The organism is Gordonia sp. B8661-1 (assembly GCF_059427765.1).
Genome location: NZ_JCAHRL010000004.1, coordinates 342050 through 359977, shown reverse-complemented (window position 1 = coordinate 359977; position 17928 = coordinate 342050). Strand labels below are relative to the sequence as shown.

Annotated in this window: 20 protein-coding genes, 4 tRNA genes and 1 riboswitch; of the genes, 8 read left to right on the top strand and 16 right to left on the bottom strand. The window is 67.4% G+C overall.

Annotated elements, in window-relative coordinates; genetic code table 11:
- Positions 1 to 48: 48 nt before the first annotated feature.
- Entirely contained in the window at positions 49 to 732 is a 684-nt protein-coding gene (locus tag AC4JJG_RS11820) for an AAA family ATPase (protein WP_495401372.1), read from the bottom strand.
- 42 nt (positions 733 to 774) lie between these two features.
- On the bottom strand, positions 775 to 1728 hold the full coding sequence (locus AC4JJG_RS11815; RefSeq protein WP_495401371.1) for an L-lactate dehydrogenase: 954 nt from the start codon (positions 1726 to 1728) through the stop codon (positions 775 to 777).
- A 225-nt stretch (positions 1729 to 1953) separates the two neighbouring features.
- Between AC4JJG_RS11815 and AC4JJG_RS11810 the strand changes: the two genes are divergently transcribed.
- The 5 genes from AC4JJG_RS11810 (at position 1954) to AC4JJG_RS11790 (ending at position 5972) form a co-directional block, all read left to right on the top strand.
- On the top strand, positions 1954 to 2418 hold the full coding sequence (locus AC4JJG_RS11810) for a hypothetical protein (RefSeq protein WP_495401370.1): 465 nt from the start codon (positions 1954 to 1956) through the stop codon (positions 2416 to 2418).
- Positions 2415 to 2732: a transcriptional regulator gene (locus AC4JJG_RS11805; RefSeq protein WP_495401369.1), complete on the top strand. Its 318-nt coding sequence runs from the start codon at positions 2415 to 2417 to the stop codon at positions 2730 to 2732. The genes AC4JJG_RS11810 and AC4JJG_RS11805 overlap by 4 nt, the downstream gene beginning before the upstream one ends.
- 26 nt (positions 2733 to 2758) lie before the next feature.
- Positions 2759 to 2972, top strand: a riboswitch (cobalamin riboswitch).
- 47 nt (positions 2973 to 3019) lie between these two features.
- Positions 3020 to 4093 carry a FecCD family ABC transporter permease gene (locus AC4JJG_RS11800; protein ID WP_495401368.1) on the top strand — a complete coding sequence of 358 codons (1074 nt, stop codon included), beginning with the start codon at positions 3020 to 3022 and terminating at the stop codon, positions 4091 to 4093.
- On the top strand, positions 4090 to 4908 hold the full coding sequence (locus tag AC4JJG_RS11795; RefSeq protein WP_495401367.1) for an ABC transporter ATP-binding protein: 819 nt from the start codon (positions 4090 to 4092) through the stop codon (positions 4906 to 4908). Before AC4JJG_RS11800 ends, AC4JJG_RS11795 begins: the two co-directional genes overlap by 4 nt.
- 8 nt (positions 4909 to 4916) lie before the next feature.
- Positions 4917 to 5972, top strand: a complete 1056-nt coding sequence (locus tag AC4JJG_RS11790; RefSeq protein ID WP_495401392.1) for an ABC transporter substrate-binding protein — start codon at positions 4917 to 4919, stop codon at positions 5970 to 5972.
- A 78-nt stretch (positions 5973 to 6050) separates the two neighbouring features.
- On the opposite strand, the gene rplA is transcribed toward AC4JJG_RS11790, so the two are convergent.
- The 6 genes from rplA to AC4JJG_RS11760 form a co-directional block, all read right to left on the bottom strand.
- Positions 6051 to 6767 carry a 50S ribosomal protein L1 gene (gene rplA, locus AC4JJG_RS11785; protein ID WP_495401366.1) on the bottom strand — a complete coding sequence of 239 codons (717 nt, stop codon included), beginning with the start codon at positions 6765 to 6767 and terminating at the stop codon, positions 6051 to 6053.
- A gap of 135 nt (positions 6768 to 6902) precedes the next feature.
- Positions 6903 to 7337 (bottom strand): 50S ribosomal protein L11, encoded by a 435-nt coding sequence (gene rplK / locus AC4JJG_RS11780; RefSeq protein ID WP_495401365.1) that lies wholly within the window; start codon positions 7335 to 7337, stop codon positions 6903 to 6905.
- Between the two features lie 95 nt (positions 7338 to 7432).
- The gene (gene nusG, locus AC4JJG_RS11775; RefSeq protein WP_495401364.1) at positions 7433 to 8290 is read right to left on the bottom strand and encodes a transcription termination/antitermination protein NusG; all 858 of its coding nucleotides are present in this window, start codon (positions 8288 to 8290) and stop codon (positions 7433 to 7435) included.
- A 60-nt stretch (positions 8291 to 8350) separates the two neighbouring features.
- Positions 8351 to 8797: a preprotein translocase subunit SecE gene (gene secE, locus AC4JJG_RS11770; RefSeq protein ID WP_495401363.1), complete on the bottom strand. Its 447-nt coding sequence runs from the start codon at positions 8795 to 8797 to the stop codon at positions 8351 to 8353.
- A 38-nt stretch (positions 8798 to 8835) separates the two neighbouring features.
- A tRNA-Trp gene (locus AC4JJG_RS11765) sits at positions 8836 to 8908 on the bottom strand.
- Positions 8909 to 9101: 193 nt separating this feature from the next.
- Positions 9102 to 10499, bottom strand: coding sequence for an aminotransferase-like domain-containing protein (locus AC4JJG_RS11760; RefSeq protein ID WP_495401362.1), 1398 nt, complete (start codon positions 10497 to 10499; stop codon positions 9102 to 9104).
- Here AC4JJG_RS11760 and AC4JJG_RS11755 point away from each other — a divergent pair.
- Entirely contained in the window at positions 10498 to 11436 is a 939-nt protein-coding gene (locus tag AC4JJG_RS11755) for a DMT family transporter (RefSeq protein ID WP_495401361.1), read from the top strand. The two genes, AC4JJG_RS11760 and AC4JJG_RS11755, sit on opposite strands and share 2 nt — an antisense overlap.
- A gap of 34 nt (positions 11437 to 11470) precedes the next feature.
- Here AC4JJG_RS11755 and AC4JJG_RS11750 read toward each other — a convergent pair whose 3' ends face one another.
- From AC4JJG_RS11750 to AC4JJG_RS11725, 6 genes are all read right to left on the bottom strand, one after another.
- Positions 11471 to 12352, bottom strand: a complete 882-nt coding sequence (locus tag AC4JJG_RS11750; protein WP_495401360.1) for a DUF559 domain-containing protein — start codon at positions 12350 to 12352, stop codon at positions 11471 to 11473.
- A gap of 100 nt (positions 12353 to 12452) precedes the next feature.
- Positions 12453 to 13550, bottom strand: coding sequence for a fused (3R)-hydroxyacyl-ACP dehydratase subunits HadA/HadB (locus AC4JJG_RS11745; RefSeq protein WP_495401359.1), 1098 nt, complete (start codon positions 13548 to 13550; stop codon positions 12453 to 12455).
- Positions 13551 to 13696: 146 nt separating this feature from the next.
- Complete coding sequence (rpmG, locus tag AC4JJG_RS11740) at positions 13697 to 13864, bottom strand: 50S ribosomal protein L33 (RefSeq protein WP_495401358.1); 168 nt, start codon at positions 13862 to 13864, stop codon at positions 13697 to 13699.
- A 94-nt stretch (positions 13865 to 13958) separates the two neighbouring features.
- A tRNA-Met gene (locus AC4JJG_RS11735) sits at positions 13959 to 14032 on the bottom strand.
- 22 nt (positions 14033 to 14054) lie between these two features.
- Positions 14055 to 14127 (bottom strand) — tRNA-Thr (locus AC4JJG_RS11730).
- Positions 14128 to 14251: 124 nt separating this feature from the next.
- Positions 14252 to 14332 (bottom strand) — tRNA-Tyr (locus AC4JJG_RS11725).
- A gap of 179 nt (positions 14333 to 14511) precedes the next feature.
- On the opposite strand from AC4JJG_RS11725, the gene AC4JJG_RS11720 reads away from it, so the two are divergent.
- Entirely contained in the window at positions 14512 to 15357 is an 846-nt protein-coding gene (locus tag AC4JJG_RS11720) for a TIGR03621 family F420-dependent LLM class oxidoreductase (protein ID WP_495401357.1), read from the top strand.
- 30 nt (positions 15358 to 15387) lie between these two features.
- The gene (locus AC4JJG_RS11715) at positions 15388 to 15879 is read left to right on the top strand and encodes a YajQ family cyclic di-GMP-binding protein (protein WP_495401356.1); all 492 of its coding nucleotides are present in this window, start codon (positions 15388 to 15390) and stop codon (positions 15877 to 15879) included.
- Between the two features lie 10 nt (positions 15880 to 15889).
- Here the strand turns inward: AC4JJG_RS11715 and htpX are convergent, their stop codons facing one another.
- Complete coding sequence (gene htpX, locus AC4JJG_RS11710) at positions 15890 to 16744, bottom strand: zinc metalloprotease HtpX (RefSeq protein WP_495401355.1); 855 nt, start codon at positions 16742 to 16744, stop codon at positions 15890 to 15892.
- Positions 16745 to 16845: 101 nt separating this feature from the next.
- Positions 16846 to 17862, bottom strand: a complete 1017-nt coding sequence (locus AC4JJG_RS11705; protein ID WP_495401391.1) for a polyprenyl synthetase family protein — start codon at positions 17860 to 17862, stop codon at positions 16846 to 16848.
- Positions 17863 to 17928: the final 66 nt, after the last annotated feature.

Sequence of the window (17928 nt, the reverse complement as noted above, 5' to 3'; positions counted from 1 at the left end):
GTCATCCTTCCAGGCCGCCCTCCCGGGGCAAGCCAGATCAGATGTCACCTAACCGTGCACCAGTCCCATCTCGGCGATGTCGCCGTCGTCGTCGATCTCCAGAATCGTGGCGCCGGGCAGCGCGAGCAGGATCGGCGAGTGGGTGGCGACGATCAGCTGGCATCCGTCGTCGACGAGCTCGGCCAATAGCGCCAGCACCGACAAGCAGCCCCGCACCGACAGCGCCGCCTCCGGCTCGTCCATCACGTACAGACCACCGGGAAAGAATCGTTGGCGGATCAGATGGACGAAGGATTCGCCGTGCGATTGCTCATGGGGCGAGATCCCGTCGAGGACGGCGAGCTGCTTGTCGCCGAGCGCCTCGGTCTCGGATGCGACGTTGTAGTACGACTCGGCGCGCAGGAAGAACCGGCTGCGCGGCTTGGCCGGGCCCCACGTGAGATCGATGAATTCCCCGAGCTCGGATTCGGTTGCCCGCGTGGCGAACCGGAAGTGCTGACTGCCGCCCTCCGGATTCATTCCCAGCGCCACGGCCAGTGCTTCGATGAGCGTCGATTTCCCGCTGCCGTTCTCGCCGACGAGGAAGGTGACACCACCACCGAGAAGCAGGCCGTTCGACGCGACCAGCGACCGGACCACGGGCAGATCGAACGGGTATCGGCCGGAGGGCGCATCGGAGGCGACCGTGAGCCGGTGCACGAAGCGCCCGCGACCGGGTCCGAACGAAGTCACCCGCCCAGCCAACCACGGATCACCGACACCCGGCCCGCCGACTCAGAGGCCGAACTGTTTCTGCATGGCACGCAATGTCTGCGCCGATGACAGGAGGCCGTCGCGTTCACTCTCCGAGAGCGGCACCTCCAGGCGCCGCCCGCAGCCCGAGCGGTCCACCAGCGAGGGCAGCGACAGACAGACGTCATCGAACCCCTCGATGCCGGTGGCGATGGTGGACACCGGCAGCACCCGATGTTCGTCGTCGAGAATCGCCTCGACGATACGGGTGGCGGCGAGGCCGATCGCGTAATTGGTGGCGCCCTTGCCCTCGATGATCTGGTAGGCGGAGGTGACGACCTCATGCCGGATCCGCGCGCGCTCCTGCTCGTCGAGCGCGGGTCGTCCGGGCAGCGGCGTCCACTCCAGCAACGGCACACCGCCGATGGTCGCCGAACTCCAGAGAGGGATCTCGGAGTCGCCGTGTTCACCCGCGATGTAGGCGTGGACGTTCTGCACCGCGACGCCGGTGAATTGGGAGATGAGTATGCGCAGGCGCGACGAATCGAGGACGGTGCCCGAGCCGAACAGCTGATTGCGCGGCAGCCCACTGTATGTCAGCGCCGCGTAGGTGACGATGTCGACGGGGTTGGTCACCATGACGTAGACCGCGTTCGGCGCGACCTCCAGGAGGCCGGGCATGATCGTGCGCGTCAGTCCGATGGTGGCCTCGGCCAGTTCCAGTCGCGACTGACCCGGCTTCTGTTTGGCGCCCGCGGTGACCACCACGACGTCGGCACCCGCGCACACCGCGACGTCGTCGCTGCCGACGATGTCCGCACGGGGCAGGAATTCCAGACCGTGGGACAGGTCCAGCACTTCGGCCCGGATCTTCGCCGCGTTGATGTCCATCAGGGCGACGGTGCGCGCCACACCCCGGATGAGTGACGCGTAGGCGATGGCGGTCCCGACCGCTCCCGCACCGATGATCGCCAGCTTGGTGCCCCGTGTGTCCATCGGTTCCGCCCCTCTCGTCGCCCGTGCGCCACCGTGCCGCGCCGCACTCTCCGACCACTTCAGGTGTATCCGAAAGCCGGCGAGATCGCGCGTCGTAGCACCACGAATCCACTTTCTGCTCATGTCCGGTGCCGGATCACCCTTGACTTTCCTATCAGGAAAGTGGAAGGTTACTTTCCAATCAGGAAAGTAAATAATCGCAGCCACACCCTAGAAGGGCATCCCATGACCGACATGACACCCGAGGCGGCGCGCGCCGCCCTCGACAGCGTCGAGCGCGCCCGCAAGCACGTGACCGACGAGATCGGCCTGCCCGGCGCGTACTGGTGGGCCATGGCCGCCGGCTGGCTGATCCTCGGCGTGATCGGAGAATTCACCAACGCGTGGATCGTCGCGATCGCGACCCTGGTCTTCGGCGCCGCACATGCCGCCGTCGCGAGCCGATTGCTGGACGGACGCCGTCGCAGCACCCGCCTTCAGGTCGATCGATCGGTGACCGATCGGCGCATCCCGGCCATCGTCATCCTCGTACTCTTCCTGGCGGTGCTGCTGACCATCGGCGCCGCGTTCGCGCTGTCCGCCGACGGGACCGGGCATCCGACGCTCTGGGCGTCGGCCGTCGTCGCACCGATCGTCGGCTTCGGCGGACCACAGGTCTTCGGCATCCTGCGCCACCGGCTGGGCGCATGACCGCCGACACCAGTGGCGCCGGAACCGCGGCGCGCTTCGACGATCTCATCCACCCCAGTACCCGGCTGTCGCTCATGGCCACTCTCGCGGCCGCCGACTGGGCCGACTTCGCATTCCTGAAAGAGACACTGGGACTGTCCGATTCGGCCCTGTCCAAGCAATTGACCACCCTGGGCGACGCCGGCTACCTGACCACCGAGCGTGTGCCGACGGGTCGCCGCCGCACCGTCCGGGCACGCCTGACCCCGGCAGGCCGGACCGCCTACGCCGGACACATCGCGGCGCTGCGCGAGATCGTCGGTGACCAGATGTGACCGTCACCGATCCCGACGGTCCTGCTAGCCTGACGCCTGAGAACGGTCGCACCCGCGAAGGTGGGTGTCAGGGAACCTGGTGAGATTCCAGGACTGGCGCGCAGCGGTATGGGAGACGGCCCCGGCATCGGTGTCACCACCGAACGGCTCACGAGCCGGCCACTGGGTGAGGACACCCGGGAAGGCGCCGGGAACCGGTTGACCCCGAGTCCGAATACCTGCCGCTCTCGCTCGAGTCCATCGTGTATCTCGCGCACAGATACCAGACCTGAAAGCGGTGCTCACCCGTGCCCCGTCGTCCCCGCGACGCCACGCTCAACGCCACCGGCACAACGGTGCGACGTGTCTCCTCCGTGCGCCTCACCGTGGCTCTGCTCGTACTCACCGCGGTGAGCATCGTCGTCGCGACCGCCTTCGGCGCCGAGACCATCCCCATCGCCGACGTCTGGCATACCGTCATCGGCCGGATACGCGGCGCCGATGTCGACTCCGCGCACGCGGTCATCATCTGGGATCTCCGGCTGCCCCGCTCGGTCCTCGCCGCGATCGTCGGGGCCGGTCTCGCGCTCGCGGGCGCGGTCATGCAGGCACTCGTCCGTAATCCACTCGCCGAGCCCTATCTGCTCGGGGTGTCGGCGGGCGCGACCGTCGGTGCCACCGCGGTCATCACCCTCGGCGTGTTCTCCGGCCTCGGCGTGTGGGCGCTGTCCGGCGGCGCGCTGATCGGCGCATTGGCGGCGTCGGCTATCGTCTACGCCGTCGCGCGCGCCCAGGGCGGGCTGACCGCTCTGCGCCTGATCCTCGCCGGCGTGGTGCTGTCCGCGGCCTTCATGGCGCTGTCCTCGCTGCTCGTCTTCACCGCGTCGGATCCGAACGCCGCCGACAACGTCATGTTCTGGATGCTCGGCAGTGTCGCCGGAGCCACCTGGGCCAAGGTGCAGATCGCCGGCGTGGTCGCCGCGGTCTCCATTGCGGCCATGCTCGGCATCCACTCGTGGCTCGACGCGTACGCCGCGGGCACCGACACCGCCACATCGCTCGGCGTGCCCGTGCGCGCGATGCGCACGGGCCTGTTCGTGGTGCAGGGCATTCTGGTCGGCGTCATGGTTGCCGTCGCCGGCGGAATCGGCTTCGTCGGACTCGTGGTCCCGCATGCGGCCCGACTGCTGGTGGGTGCCACCCATCGCGCGATGATCCCGGTGGCCGTCTGCGGGGGCGCGCTCTTCCTCGTGTGGGTGGACGTCATCTCACGCGTCGCCGCCTCACCCCGCGAGATGCCGCTGGGGATCGTCACCGGACTCGTCGGCGCACCGATCTTCGTCTTCCTGATGGGACGCAGACACTACGAGTTCGGCTCATGACCGGCCATACCGGCGGATCGTCGATGCGGTTGCGCGCCAGCGATCTTCGATGCCGGCGTGGCTCCCGCACCATCCTCTCCGGGGTGAACCTCGACGTGCCCGCCGGTACCCGTCTCGCGGTCGTCGGCCCCAACGGATCCGGCAAGAGCACTCTCCTGCGCACCCTGTCCGGTCTGGAACCCGCAAGTGCCGGAACGGTTCTCGTCGGCGACGACGATCTTCGGGGAATGTCCGCCCGCTCCCGCGCCTCGATGATCGCCGTCGTCGGGCAGGAGGAACATCCGTCGGCCGAACTGACAGTCGCCGAGGCGGTCGGTTTGGGCCGGACACCCTATCGCTCGGCGTGGTCGGGCAGCCGCAGCGGCGATGACGAGATCGTGCGAGCCGCCATGGTCCGGGCCGGACTCGAGGGCTGGGACGACCGGCCGTGCTCCCGGCTCTCCGGCGGCGAGCGCCACCGTGTCCTCCTCGCCCGGGCCTTCGCCCAGGAGACACCGATCCTGGTTCTCGACGAACCCACGAATCACCTCGACGCCGCGTGGCGGCTCCGTCTGATGACGATCCTCGACAGCCTGCACTCGACCGTCGTCGCGGCCATGCACGACCTCGACCTGACGCTTCGCCACTTCGATACCGTCGCAGTGGTTTTCGACGGCCGGATCATCGATCACGGTCCACCCGCGGACGTCCTGACACCCGCGGTGCTCGCCTCGGTGTTCGACGTGTCCGGAGTCGTCGTCGATCATCCGGTCACCGGTCGGCCGCACCTGTTGCTCACCGATCTCGCACCCACCGATCCGAAGGACATCCCGTGACCACCACCATGTCTCGCCGCATCCCGCTCGTCGCCGCCGTCATCGGCCTCGGGATCACCACCGGATGCGGCACGGCCACAACGACATCCGGCGACACGGTCACCGTGACGAACTGCGGCCGCGAGGTCACCTACGAACAGCCGCTCGACCGGCTGTTCGTCAACGACGGCGGAATGATCGCGATCGCCCTCGCCGCCGGTGCACGTGACAACATCGTCGCGGTCAGCTCCTTGGCCCGCGACAAAGCGGTGCTGCGTCTCGAATACGGTTCCCAGGTCGACACTTTGACGGAGGTCACCGCGCAGCAGCCGACGCTGGAGAACATCGTCGGCGCGAAACCCCAGGTGCTCTTCGCCGGATACAACTACGGCATGAGCGAATCGCGCGGCATCACACCCGAGATCCTCTCCACCCATGGCATCGACGTCTACCAACTGTCGGAGGCATGCCGCCAGACCGACGGTGAGGCACGGCGCGGCACCATGGATCCGTGGACCGCCCTCGACACCGACCTCCGGACGATCGGCACCATCACCGGACGGCCGGAGCGGGGCGCGGCGGCGGCCGACGACGTGAAGAAGCGGCTGCAGGCACTGCGGTCGGCGCCCCAACCTGCCAAGAAGCCAACGGTTTTCGTCTTCGACAGCGTCTCCGACACCATCTACTCCTCCGGCGCCTTCGGAGGGCCCCAGGGCATCATCGACGCCGCGGGTGCACGCAACGCCACCGAGGACGTCCAGGACACCTGGACCGCGATCAGTTGGGAGCGGATCACCACCGCGGATCCCGACATGATCGTGTTCGTCGACTACCCGGGACAATCCGTGGAGCAGAAGATCGCGGCCCTGCGCGCCAACCCGGCCAGCCGCAACCTGACGGCCGTCCGCGAGAACCGCTTCGTGAATCTGCCGTACTCGATGTGGGTGTCGAGTCCCCTGAACATCGACGCCGCCGAGATTCTGCGCAGCGTGCTGGAACGGCACGGCCTGGCGCCCGCATCGTCGGTCCGGCCGTCGCTGGACATCGCCTCGCTGGGCCTGGCCGGCAACGACTGGCTCAAGTGACCGGCCTGTCGGCCGAGACGAACGAACCCCCGACCACCTGCGCGGCGATCGGGGGTTCGTGGTCGTTCGGGCCGGCTGTCAGGCCTGCGGCTCGTCCGCGAAGTTGCGGGTGACCTGCGGGTCGACCGGGATGCCCGGGCCCGTGGTGGTCGAGACGGTGACCTTCTTGACGTAGCGGCCCTTGGCGGCCGACGGCTTCGCACGCATGATCTCGTCGTACGCCGCGCCGTAGTTCTCGGCCAGCGACTTGGCGTCGAAGGACGCCTTGCCGATCACGAAGTGCAGGTTGGCGGCCTTGTCGACGCGGAAGTTGATCTTGCCGCCCTTGATGTCGTTGACGGCCTTGGTGACGTCGGTGGTCACGGTGCCGGTCTTCGGGTTCGGCATCAGGCCACGCGGACCCAGGACACGCGCGATACGGCCGACCTTGGCCATCTGATCCGGCGTCGCGATCGCGGCGTCGAACTCCAGCCAGCCGCCCTGGATCTTCTCGATGAGATCCTCGGCGCCCACGGCGTCGGCGCCTGCGGCCTCGGCCTCGGCGGCCTTGTCGCCTGCGGCGAACACGATGACGCGGGCGGTCTTACCGGTGCCGTGCGGCAGGTTGACGGTGCCGCGGACCATCTGGTCCGCCTTGCGCGGGTCGACGCCCAGACGGATCGCGACCTCGACGGTCGAATCGGCGTTCTTCGACGACGTGTCCTTGGCGAGCTGTGCAGCTTCCAGCGGGCTGTACAGCTTGTCCTTGTCGACCTTCTCCGCTGCGGCGCGGTAGGCCTTGCTCTTCTGTGCCATTGCTCTGTTCTTCTCCGTTGATGATGATTCGGGTTCGTGGTTGCTGGGCCGAGCCGGCCCTCCCACTGGGGTGGATCTCGGATCTCGATACGTCACTCGCCTGACGGCTCGTGACTACTCGATCACCGGGAGGCGTCAGCCTTCGACGGTGATACCCATCGAGCGAGCAGTACCTGCGATGATCTTCGCGGCCTGATCGACGTCGTTGGCGTTGAGGTCCTCGGCCTTGGTCTTGGCGATTTCCTTGACCTGGTCCATGGTGACCTTGCCGACCTTGTTGCTGTGCGGCTCGCCGGAGCCCTTCTGCAGGCCTGCGGCCTTCAGCAGCAGCTTCGCGGCCGGCGGGGTCTTCAACTTGAAGTCGAAGGACCGGTCTTCGTACACGAAGATCTCGACCGGGATCACGTTGCCGCGCTGGGATTCTGTCGCGGCGTTGTACGCCTTGCAGAACTCCATGATGTTCACGCCGTGCTGACCGAGCGCCGGACCCACGGGCGGCGCCGGGTTGGCCTGGCCCGCCTGGATCTGGAGCTTGATGATCCCGGCGATCTTCTTCTTCTTGGGAGGCATCTCTACTGTTCCTTTGGTGTTCCTTGCAGATTCACGCCCGCTGGAGACGTGAAAGTCTTTGTGTCACAGGCCGTTCTCACGGCATATGACTCGCGTCAGATCTTTTCGACCTGGTTGAAGTTCAACTCGACCGGTGTCTCGCGACCGAAGATCGACACGAGAACCTTGACCTTGCGCTGCTCGGCATTGACCTCGCTGATCGATGCGGGCAGCGTCGCGAACGGGCCGTCCATGACGGTGACCGACTCGCCGACCTCGAAATCCACCTCGACGACTGCCGTCGCGGCGGCCGCAGCCGCTTCGACGCCACCGTCGGAGGCCTTCGCCGCCGCAGCCTTCTTCGGCTCGGTGCGCGGCATCAGGAACTGCATCACCTCGTCGAGCGACAGCGGCGACGGCTTCGAGGTCATGCCGACGAAACCGGTGACACCCGGGGTGTTGCGCACGGCGCCCCACGACTCGTCGTTGAGATCCATGCGCACCAGGATGTACCCCGGCAGCACCTTGCGGTTGACCTTCTTCGGCTGGCCGTTCTTGATCTCGGTGACCTCTTCGGTCGGCACCTCGACCTGGAAGATGTAGTCGCCGACGTCGAGGTTCTGCACGCGGGTCTCGAGGTTGGCCTTGACCTTGTTCTCGTACCCGGCATAGCTGTGGATCACGTACCAGTCGCCCGGTGCGCGACGCAGCTGCTTGCGGAGTTCCTCGGCGGGATCGACGTCTTCCTCGGGCGCCTGCTCGGCGGCCTCGTCGGCATCGGCGACGACCTCGGCATCGGCAGCTGCCTGCACCGCGTCCTCGCCACCGTCGACGGCGGCTTCGTCGTCGATAGCGGCGTCGACCTGCGCCTCGACGCCCGGGTCCGTGGTCTCGTCCAGTGACTCGCCGGAAACCGCCACGTCTGCCGCTGCGTCATCCACCGTTGCGTCGATCTCGTTCTCCGGGGTGCTCACTGCAGCCCACGCTCCTCTGTCGGTTCGGTCCTCGGCGGTCACCCGCGGCGGTTCGGCCGGTCAGCCGAACAACCAGAGGACCAACTTGGCAAATCCCAGGTCGATGCCGGAGATGAAAGCGGTCATGATGATCACGAAGATCAGGACCACGATGGTGTACGTGATCATCTCTTTGCGCGTCGGCCAGATGACCTTTTTCAGTTCGGCGACGACCTGTGTCAGGAAGACCCAGATCCGCACGAACGGATTCCGGCTCTCCCCGGCGGTTGCCTTCTTCTTGCGTTCCTTGACGGCTACCGCGGACGCCTTGCCGGCATCCGCGTCGCCGTCGGCAGCGGGGGCACCCGCCGACCGACGACTTCGAGACGAGCGCTTGCCGGACGGCCGGAGTTCGGCAGTGCCGTCGTCGCCCGCGGCGTCGCCGCGACCCTCGAGCTCGTCAACCACGGAGTCCGCGGAGTCCTCCGCGGATCCCTTGGCACGGGCGGCTCGATCTCGCTTGCTCACCTTCGAGGTCCTCTCGTCAACGTGTGCCCTCACCAGGGCAGGGGCGACAGGACTTGAACCTGCAACCTGCGGTTTTGGAGACCGCTGCTCTGCCAGTTGAGCTACGCCCCTTTGCGGCCACATCGGTGACCACTGGCGATCGGCTCCTTACACAACCAACGCGCCACCCTATGGGCGGCGCGCAAGTCAAGAGTCGATCAGACACTTCAGTGTAGAGCACCGCGGGCACCTGACCCAAAACGGTTCCCCGGCGACCTCTTGCTGCGGCCACCGTTCGTTTCCGTCCACCCGCGCACCGACCAGTCTAGAGGGCCGTCGCGAGGATGCCCGCCGCGTCGGCATAACGGTCGGCCGGTTCGACGGAGAAGTTCATCCGGACGAACGCTCCGGTGGGTTCGGCGGGAAACCACTCACCGCCCGGTGAGATGGCCAAACCGGCGGCCAGCGCGCGTGCGGCCACCCGGTCGGCGTCGGCGGGCAGCCCGTCGGAACCGGTGGCAGGCAGCTCCAGCCAGAGGTTCAGTCCACCCCGCGGCAGCCCGACGATCCGGGCGTCGGGCACGTGCTCGGTCACCGCCGCGACGAGCGCGTCCCGGCGGGTGAGCAATTCCCTGCCCAGCCGGGTCAGGTGGGTGCGCCAGGCGGGTGTGCTCACCACATCGATGGCGACGGCCTGCAGGATCGGCGCGACGTACAGGTCGGAGACCGTCAGCGCGGTCTCGATGCGGGCACGCGCGGGTCCGCGGGCGATCAGTGCCGCCACCCGCACCGTCAGTGCCAGGCTCTTGGTCAGCGAGCGGATGTAGATGACGTGACCGTCGGGGTCGTCGCATGCCAGGGGCGGCGGCGCCGGGCCGTCGAACGAGAGATCCCGCGCCCAGTCGTCCTCGACGAGAAAGGCCCGGTGTGCCCGCGCCACGTCGAGCACCGCGGCACGCTGCCCGCTGCTCCAGACGGCGCCCGTCGGATTCGCGTACACCGGTTGGACATAGGCCAGGCGCGCACCCGACGAGGCGAATGCCGCGTCGAGATCCGCGGCGCGTGGCGCACCGTCGACACGCGGCACCGGGACAATGGTCAGTCCCGCTTGCCGTGCCGCCGCGATCGCACCCCAGTACGTCGGTGACTCCATGACGATCGCGTCCCCCGGGGACGCCAGTGCGCGGAAGGTCGCCGCGATGGCGGCCTGCCCGCCGGAGGCGATCAGCACGTCGGTCTCCCGGCGACCACCGCCGAGTTCGTCGGCGAACCAGCGGCGCAATGCCGGTAGTCCCGCGGTCGGCGGACGCCTCAGGTCGTCGCGGCGGGCGACGCGCCCGAAGGCGGCGCGCACTTCACGCGTGAGTAGCAATTCCGGATCGGGGTAGCCGGTACTCATGGCGATCGTCCCGGCGCCGACGTCCCGCATGCTCGAGCCGACGACGGGTCCCGGCCACCGCTCGGCCCCGAGTGCCGCGGTCTGCCAGGACACATCGGACGGCCGCTGCACCGACGACCGGTCGCGAACGAAAGTGCCCGTCCCTGATCGTGTTTCGACGACACCGTCGGCGACCAGTCGCGCCAGCGCACGCTGCACGGTGACCGGCCCCGCGCCGAACCGGGCGGCCAGTTCACGGGTCGACGGCAGCCTATCCCCCGGCTTGGACTCTGCGGCCAGAGAACGCAAATGACGCGCGATCCGGTCACTGCTATCGTCGGACATGAATATGAATAGTAGCGCTATCGGCCTTCGTTCTCGACCGCTATCAGCGCCGACGAACCGCGGCGATGCTCCGCGACCGGCCGGGATCGGCTGGGGATTCGTCGGGGTCGCGGCGTTCTCGCTCACCATTCCCCTCACCCGGATCGCGGTCCGCGGACTCGACCCGCTTCTCATCGGCTGCGGTCGCGCCGTGGTCGCCGCCCTGCTCGCCGGAGTGGTCCTCGCCGTCGCCCGCGCCCATGTGCCGTCGTGGCGCGAATGGCTGGGATTGCTCCCCGTCACCGTCGGTGTGGTCGCCGGCTTCCCGATCCTCACCTCCGTCGCCATGCGCGACTCCGACGCGGGCCACGCGGCCGTCGTCATCGGACTGCTGCCGGCGGCGACCGCGGTCGTCGCGGTGCTGCTCACCCACGAACGCCCGCAGCGCCGCTTCTGGTTCGGTGCGGCCGCGGGTGCGGTGGCCACCGTCGGGTTCACCGTCGCCGCGCACGGGTCGCTGACGTCGCCGACACCGTCGGACGCCTACCTGTTCGGCGCGGTCGTCCTGGCCGCGGTGGGCTACGCACAGGGCGGACGAATGGCGCGGCGACTCGGCGCCTGGCAGACGATCAGCTGGGCCCTCATCCAGGCCGCGCCGGTGATGATCGTGCTCAGCGCGGTCCAGATGGGCACCCATCCCCCGCACGCGACCGCCGGACAGTGGACGGCCTTCGCCTACCTCTGCGCGGTGAGCATGTTCCTCGGGTTCTTCGCCTGGTACCGCGGACTCGCCATCGGCCCGATGTCCACGGTCAGCCAGGTGCAACTGGTGCAGCCGATCCTGTCGGTGCTCTGGGCCGTGCTGCTCCTCGGCGAATCGCTGTCACCCGCGCTGATCGTCGGCGGGCTGGCCGTCATCGGCTGCGCGGCCTTCGCGGTCCGCAGCCGCGTCGCGTGACGTACAGAGGTTGCCCTTTGACGCGGTACGCGCGTCAAACAGCAACCTTTGCCAGTGCGGCGCGCACAGAGGCGAGCACGTCGTGGGGCCGTCGAGTGATGTCGTCCCAGGTGAAGTTCAGCACCGACCACCCGCGCGCAAGGAGCGCGTTCCGTTTGGTTCGGTCGCGCTGGAACGTCGCCGCGTCTCGGTGGAACGCGAAACCATCGATCTCGACGATGAGCTTCGACTCCGGGAACACGAAGTCGTGGACCCGCCCGTCGACGATCTCATTGGCGTACCAGCCGGTGATGCCGCCCGAGCGGAAGATCCGGACCGTGATCCGTTCGGCCTCGGACCGCGCACCCGATCCCAGGGCGTCGATCAACTGCCGCGTTGTACCCGCTCCGATCCGCCCCGGATAGCGGGACCAGGTGTCGATCAGTTGCTCGACGGTCACCCGTTCCCGCAACAGGGCGTTGTCCATGATCTGCACCCCGGCCTGCGCCGCCGAGTCGAGGATCGTCAGAGCGACGGCGGTGACGCGCAGTCCGTCGACGAGCTCGATGTCGGCGTCGAACAGTCGTTGATGACGTACGGCAACACCGGGGCGAACGTTGCCGTGCCGGCTGCGGGTCCGGGAGATCACCGTCAATCGTGATGGGAAATCGGCGACCAACTGATGCCACCACGCGGCAGACGAACCGGCGAGTACAGCCGACTGCCCGGACGAGGCAATCGCGATTCGTAGGCGCGCTCGCGGAGTGCGCGGATGGTCGTCGGCCCGGTAGACACCACGGGCCTCGGCAACCCACGCACCGGAGATCAGCAGGCGCTGGACGGCGTGCCTGCTGAGGCCGCGCTCGTTTGCCTCGGCCATGGTGATGATGCCGTCACAGGCTGCGAGATGACGCCGCACCGCGTCGTTGCCGTTCATTCCTCTTCGACGGCACGGTCGGCGCGGCTGGTTCCGCCGCTGACAAAGGTTGCGCTTTGACGCGCTCACCGCGTCAAAGAGCAACCTCTGCCGGAGAAGATCAGTTGAACTGCACGACGGCCTGCGCGCGGCCGAAGATCTTCCGGTCGCCCTGCTTGGCGACGATGGTGATGGTGCCGCGCCGGGTCTCCGGGTCGAGGGACTTGACCTTGCCGGTGAAGTCCAGTTCGGCGCTGCCGTCGGCCGGGACGTACAGCGGGCTGGTGAAGCGCACGTTGTATTCGCAGAACGCGGCCGGGTCGCCGACGAACTCGGAGATGAAGCTGGCGCCCAGGCCCATCGTCTGCATACCGTGCGCGACAACACCTTCCATACCGGCAGCCGAGATGACGACGTCGGAGAAGTGGATGGGGTTGGGGTCGCTCGCGACGCCCGCGTAGTTCACCAGGTTGCCGCGGGTGACCTCGAAGCGCTTGGGCTCGAGTTCCTGCCCGACGGTCAGGGTGTCGAAGTCGACGGCGGCGTAGGCACCGGGCGACTGGGTGGGGTCGCCGTCGCTCTTCTCGATGTCGGAGCGGTCCACGGTCTTGCCCGAGTCACCGGGCTTGTCGATCTTCATCATCACGTGGTCGAGCGAGGAGGCGAGCTCCGGATCGATCTCCAGTCCGGGGCGTGCCGCCAGCGACGTGTAGGTCGTCATGACCGGCTCGCCGTGCTGATTCCAGATGACGTTCTTGGTGACCATCAGGTCGACCATCTCGGGGCTGGTGACGTGGCGGAAGGAGTCCAGCGACACGTCACAGATCAGCTGATCGCCGACCTTCATGGGCTGGTGGTAGATGAGTCGCTGATCGGTCTGCATGATCTGCCACAGGTCGTAGCCGATGATCACTTCTTCGAAGAGCTTCCGCTGCGCGATGATGCCGAGCACCGAGACGAAGGTGGGCGCGGCGATCAGGGAGTCGTGGCCCATCTCGCGGGCTGCGGCCTCACTCCAGTGGGTGGGGTGGGCGTCCTGCACCGCGAGCGCGTGCTTGCGGACCTCTTCGCGACCGATCTCGTAGTAGTCGTCGACGGTGTAGTGGTAGCCGACGAGTTCTGCCGTCTGCGCCGCGATCTCCTCCGGCGACAGTTTCTCCCCGGCCTTGAAGGCCGCGAGCCTGCGCGCGAGTTCTTCGGTGGTCACCGTGGCGGTCATCGGTAGGTCACTCCTTGGGTTGGGCTGTACAACATCCCCCGACCATCGCACCGACGTGCGTACCGCACTCCCGCTGCAACGCAGACGGGCCGCCTCGGATGAGGCAGCCCGTGTGTGTCCCCCGTGGGGGCTGTCCGACTCAGAGGTCAGCGCGATTCCTTGTGACCCTGATGCTTGCCGCAGTTCGGGCAGAACTTCTTCAGCTCCAGGCGATCGGGATCGTTACGACGATTCTTCTTGGTGATGTAGTTGCGGTGCTTGCACACCTCGCACGCCAAGGTGATCTTGGGGCGTACATCTGTGGAGGAGGCCACTTCGTTGCCTTCTTTCGGTGGTTCCTGGCAGGCGCGGTACGCGTGGTGCGTGCCGGCCCAGCGGTCCTCGGCGCCGAACGGTCGGCACCGTGTGTAGCGGTGGAGGGACTCGATCCCTCGACCTCACGATTATGAGTCGTGCGCTCTAACCAGCTGAGCTACACCGCCATGTGGACTCAGAGGTCCAGCGAGCCCCCTGACGGAATCGAACCGTCGACCTTTTCCTTACCATGGAAACGCTCTGCCGACTGAGCTAAGGGGGCGTACCCGGACCGGGATGTTCCCGGCTCGAGAGCCTTAACGAGGTTACACACCATTCCTGGCGCTCACCAAATCGCAGGTCGCGACCGGTGGTGAGCGCCGAGGAGACGGCGGGAAACAACGTTGTGGCAGGTATAGGATTCGAACCTATGTAGCTTGCGCGACGGATTTACAGTCCGCTCCCTTTGGCCGCTCGGGCAACCTGCCGTGCCGCCCTCGCGTCCGGTCTCGCGGACGTAAGAACAACGCCGCAAAGAATACAACGAACAGGCCTGTTCCGCGCAAACCGGCAGCTCAGGACGGCGCCGATGTGAACTCTCGATGAACCGCCGCAATCGGTTCGTCGTCCGGGGAAGCCTGCGGGACCCACGGACGCTGCATCCGGCATGACCAAGGAACTGCGCTTCGGCGTCAATCTGATGGGAACGGGAAGCGGTTCGGAGTTCACCGATCAGGTGCGCGCCGTCGCCGACACGGGCGCCGATGTGGTGCTCGTGCCCGACCATCTCGGGCTCATCGGTCCGCTCCCCGCTCTCGTGGCGGCAGCCGCCGCGGCACCCGATCTACGGGTCGGGACCTTTGTGCTGAACGCGGGTTTCTATCGGCCCGTGTTGCTCGCCCGCGATCTCGCGACCGTCGACCAACTGACCGGTGGGCGCCTGGAGATCGGTCTGGGCGCCGGGTACGTCGAGGACGAGTTCACGGCGGCGGGACTGCCGTTCGAACGCCCGGGCCGCCGGGTCGACCATTTGGCCGAGGTCGTCGATCGCCTCCGCACTGCGATCGCCGACCCCGACCACGTTCCGGCCTTCGTCCAGAAACCCGCACCGATCATGATCGCGGGTGTGCGTGACCGGGTGCTGTCGCTGGCCGCCCGCTCAGCCGACATCGTGGGCTTCGCGAATCTCCCCGATCTGGAGACCGCCCGCGATCGTGTCGCGTTCGTGCGTGAGCAGGCCGGCACCCGCTTCGACGATCTCGAACTCAACGTCATCGTCTTCGATCTGGCCGTCGGCCGGCCCGCGGACACCGGCGTACTGGTCGGCGCCAACCCGGAGGCCGACGAGGCCACGCTGCTCCGGTCACCGAACCTTCTGCACGGCAGCGTCGACGAGGTGGCCGATCGCATCCTGGAGATCCGGCGTGAAACCGGTATCTCCTACTTCACCTTCATCGAGCCGAGCACCGACGATCTGCGCGCCCTCGCCGCGATCATCGCCCGGCTGCGCTGATCCGGCGCGCGCACCGACTACCCTGTCGACATGGCTGATTCATCGTTCGACGTGGTGAGCAAGGTCGACCGCCAGGAGGTCGACAACGCACTCAACCAGGCGGCCAAGGAGCTGTCGCAGCGGTACGACTTCCGCGGGACCAACACGACCATCGACTGGTCCGGCGAGGAGACCATCGTGATCACCTCCGATGCCGAGGAGCGCGCGCAGGCGGGCCTCGAGGTCTTCAAGGAGAAGCTGATCCGTCGGGACATCTCGCTGAAGGCCTTCGACGCGGGCGAGGTCTCCGCCTCCGGCAAGACCTACAAGATCTCCGGCAAGGTCGTCGAGGGCATCGATTCCGATCACGCGAAGAAGATCTCCAAGAAGATCCGCGACGAGGGACCCAAGGGTGTCAAGGCGCAGATCCAGGGCGACGAGCTGCGGGTGTCGAGCAAGAAGCGCGACGACCTGCAGGCGGTCATCGCGCTTCTCAAGGGCGAGGATTTCGGGATCGCCCTGCAGTTCGTCAACTACCGATAGTCGAGGCCCGCTAGACGTTCGGGCCGCGTCGCGCCATCTCCTGCAGACGCGCGATGCGGTCCTGCGTCGGCGGGTGCGTGGAGAACATCTTCGCCATCCCGGCTCCACGGAACGGGTTGGAGATCATCAGGTGCGACTGCGACTCCAGTTGCGGGGTCTGGGCCAGCGGCGCCTGGTCGATGCCGCCGGAGATCTTCGCCAGCGCGGACGCCAGTGCGAGCGGGTCGCCGGAGAGTTTCGCGCCGGACTCGTCGGCCTGATACTCCCGCGACCGCGACACCGACATCTTGATCAGGGTCGCGGCGATCGGACCGAGGAGGCTGATCGCCAGGACGCCGATGATCCCGGGTCCGCCGTTGCGGTTGCCGCCGAGGAAGAACGCGAACTGCGCGATACCGGTGATGACGGCCGCCATCGCACCGGCCACCGACGAGATCAGGATGTCGCGGTTGTAGACGTGCGACAGTTCGTGCGCCAGCACCGCACGGAGCTCCCGCTCGTTCAGCAGCCGGAGGATGCCCGCGGTGCAGCACACCGCCGCGTGCTGCGGATTACGGCCCGTCGCAAAGGCATTCGGCGATTCGGTGGGGCTGATATAGAGCGCGGGCATGGGCTGTTTCGCCTCGGTCGCCAGTTCACGGACGATCCGGTAGAGAACCGGCGCCTCCACCTCGGTGACCGGCTGGGCGTGCATGGACCGCAATGCCAGCTTGGCCGAGTTGAAGTACACGTAGGCGTTGGTCCCGACGGCGAACAGGATCGCCACCACCAGGATGGTCGGGTTGCGGAATGCCGCGCCGATACCGACGATGATCGCCGACATCAAGCCCATCAGAGCCGCGGTCTTGAGACCGTTGAAATGCATATGCCCTACCTCTCACCGCGCTCACCGGCATCGGCGATGCTGCGTTCACTCTTCCAAACGAACGGATCGTCGGCAGAGTTTCCGGGCGGGTAGGCGCGGACCTAGCCGGTGCGCTCGATGGTGTAGCCGACCAGCGACGACAGCGCGTCGTGCGCAGGCCCCTGCGGCAGTTCGGCGAGCACCCCGTGGGCTTCGTCGGCGTACGCGCGGAGACGATCATTGGCCGCGGCCATGCCCGCCGAATCACCGAGGATATCGATGGCCTCGGCGACCACCGCGTCGTCGGTGACCGGCTTCGGCTGCCCGGTCGCCGGGTCGAGCAGCAGCTCCGACAACCGGCCCGCGGCCGCGTCGTCGCCACGCAGGGCGTAGAGCACCGGCAACGTGTGCACGCCCTCACGCAGGTCGGTACCCGGCGTCTTGCCGGAATCACCACTGGCGGAACTGATGTCGATGATGTCGTCGGACACCTGGAAGGCGGTGCCGATGATGTCGCCGAGCTTCGACAGGCGCTCGACGTCGTCGGGTGTGGCATCGGAGGCCATCGCGCCGAATCGGCCCGCCGCCGCGATCAGGGATCCGGTCTTCTCCCACACCACCCGCAGGTAGTGATCGATGGGATCGGCTCCCTGGGCGCCGACGGTCTCCCGCATCTGGCCGGTGACGAGTTCGGCGAAGGTCTCGGCGATGATCCGCACGGCATCCGGCCCGAGTGTGGACACCAGACGGGAGGCACGCGCGAAGAGGAAGTCGCCGGAGAGGATGGCCACGCTGTTGCTCCACCGCGAGTTCGCACTGGCCGCGCCACGGCGCATCGGAGCCTCGTCCATCACGTCGTCGTGGTACAGCGTCGCGAGATGGATCATCTCGACGACGGTCGCCGAGGTGATCACCTCGTCGGCGTCGGGCCGTGCGCCGAAACGCGACGCGAGGATCGCGAACATCGGCCGGAACCGCTTGCCCCCGGCGCGCGCCAGATGTGTGGCGGCCTCGGTCATGATCTCGTCCCCCGACGACAACTCGGCCATCAGCAGGTCCTCGACCCGTGTCAACGACGTCGACAGGACTCCTGCGAACTCGTCGTTGCCCAGGTCCAGCCCGGCGAATGTGGACTTCACGTGCTCGTCCCGCCCCATCTCGTCGACATGTCGCAGTGGCCGGGAGGCGGCCACCGTCATGCTGCG